The organism is Streptomyces ossamyceticus, from assembly GCF_001418475.1.
In the GTDB taxonomy this organism is placed as follows: domain Bacteria; phylum Actinomycetota; class Actinomycetes; order Streptomycetales; family Streptomycetaceae; genus Streptomyces; species Streptomyces ossamyceticus.
Genome location: NZ_LIQX01000903.1, coordinates 1 through 1,890 on the forward strand (window position 1 = coordinate 1; position 1,890 = coordinate 1,890).

Genomic DNA, 1,890 nt, shown 5'->3' on the forward strand with positions numbered 1-1,890 from the left:
ATGCCGAGGGTGACGATGAACGGCGGCAGCGGGATCTTCTGCACCAACAGGCCGTTGAGCAGCCCGAAACCGCCGCAGACGACCAGGCCCAGCGCGATCGCCACCAGCGGCGGGACGGAGCCCTCGGCCGCCATCTTGGCGATCACGATGCTGCCGAACGCCATCACCGCACCGCACGACAGGTCGATCCCGGCCGTCAGGATGATCAGGGTCTGCCCGATGGCGAGGGTGCCCACGACCATGACCTGCTGCACGATCAGCGAGAAGTTGCCGCCGGTGAGGAACTGGTCGGTCGAGAACGAGAAGAAGGCGCAGGCCAGGAGGAGGGCGGCCAGGGGGCCGGTGGTCGGTGCCGTGAGCAGTCTGCGGACCGTGGTCGGCGCTTTGAGCTCCGAGTACGGCGATGTCGTCGCTGTCATGCGAAGTCCTTGTCGGAAGACAGAAGTCCTGGTCGGAGGACGNNGGGGAGAAGCTCCCGCCACCGGGGCGAGGGGGCGGCCGTCCCCGGTCAGGGAGGGGGCGGCCGCCCCGCTGAGGGCGGTGGCGGGGTCGTACGGTCCCGGGGGTGGGGCTCAGCCCCAGCAGTTCTCCAGGCCGTAGCCGGTGTCCTTCGACGCGACCCCGTCCTGCGCCTTGTCGGTGATCAGCGTGACGCCGGTGTCGGTGTAACCGGACGCCTTCTTGCCGTCCTTGGCGAACGTCACGACGGCCTTCACGCCCTCGGCGGCCATCTTCAGCGGGTACTGCTGCGACGTCGCGGCGATCTTGCCGTCCTTGACCGCCTGGGTGCCGGTGCAGCCGCCGTCGACGGAGACGATCAGCACGTCCTTCTCACGGCCCTTGGCCTTCAGCGCGGTGTAGGCGCCGAGGGCGGCCGGCTCGTTGATGGTGTAGACGACGTTGATGTCGGGGGCCTTCTGCAGGCAGTTCTCCATCGCGGTCTGGCCCTTGGCCTGGTCGCCGCCCGTGTCCTGGGCGCAGACGACGTCCTTGTCCGAGGCGCCGAAGCCCTTCAGGAAACCGTCGTGCCGCTGGACGCCGACCGAGACGCCCGGCGCCAGGTCGAGGGTGGCTATCTTCGCCTTCTTGCCCTTCATCGCGGCCTTGGCGTACTCGCCGATCAGCTCACCGGCCTTGAGGTTGTCGGTGGCGAAGAGGGCGTCTACGGCCTTCTCCGGGTCGGTCGGGGTGTCCAGCGCGATGACCAGGACGCCCTTGGCGCGGGCCTTCTCGATCGCGGGGACGATCGCCTTGGAGTCGCTCGGGGTGATCAGGATGCCCTTCACGCCGGCGGCGACCATGTTCTCCAGAGCGGTGACCTGCCCGGCGTTGTCCCCGTCGAACTTGCCTGCCGCGGTGGACAGTTCGGCGCCGTTCTCCTTGGCGGCCTTCTCCGCGCCCTCCTTCATCTTCACGAAGAACGGGTTGGTGTCGGTCTTGGTGATCAGGCCGACCTTGACGGTTCCGGAGCCGGAGCCGGAGCCGCAGGCCGTCAGCGTGAGGGCCGCGACGCCCGTGACCGCGGCCGCCCTGAGGAGGGAGGAGGACAGACGAGTGGTGCGAGACATGATCGACTCCTGTGGGATAGCGAGCGGCACGGGGCTGGGTGATCGGAACATGCCGCCCCGGGTGTCATCGTTGACTTATGTCATCGTTGACACTGCATGGCGAGGATGATGGACTCCGGATCCGGGCAACGTCAATGCCTTCCACCCGTCACAAATCGGCAACGTCCGAAGCCGTCGTCTCCGTACGGCCGGTGAGCCCCCTGCCGCCGCGCCGGCCGTTTCGCCCGGTCCTTCCGAGCCTTCTTCGAGAGAGAGCAGCCCATGAGCCCGAGTCGGATCACTGTGCTGGGAGAGTGCGTCGCGGACGCCTTCACCGAGCCGG

2 protein-coding genes are annotated in these 1,890 nt (G+C 68.2%); both read right to left on the reverse strand.

Annotated elements, in window-relative coordinates; all coding sequences use genetic code 11:
- Window positions 1-419 (reverse strand): ABC transporter permease (locus AOK15_RS40355; RefSeq protein ID WP_167738928.1); only part of this gene is annotated, 419 nt, incomplete at its 3' end.
- A 153-nt stretch (window positions 420-572) separates the two neighbouring features.
- On the reverse strand, window positions 573-1,568 hold the full coding sequence (locus AOK15_RS40360; protein WP_055524130.1) for a sugar ABC transporter substrate-binding protein: 996 nt from the start codon (window positions 1,566-1,568) through the stop codon (window positions 573-575).
- Window positions 1,569-1,890: the final 322 nt, after the last annotated feature.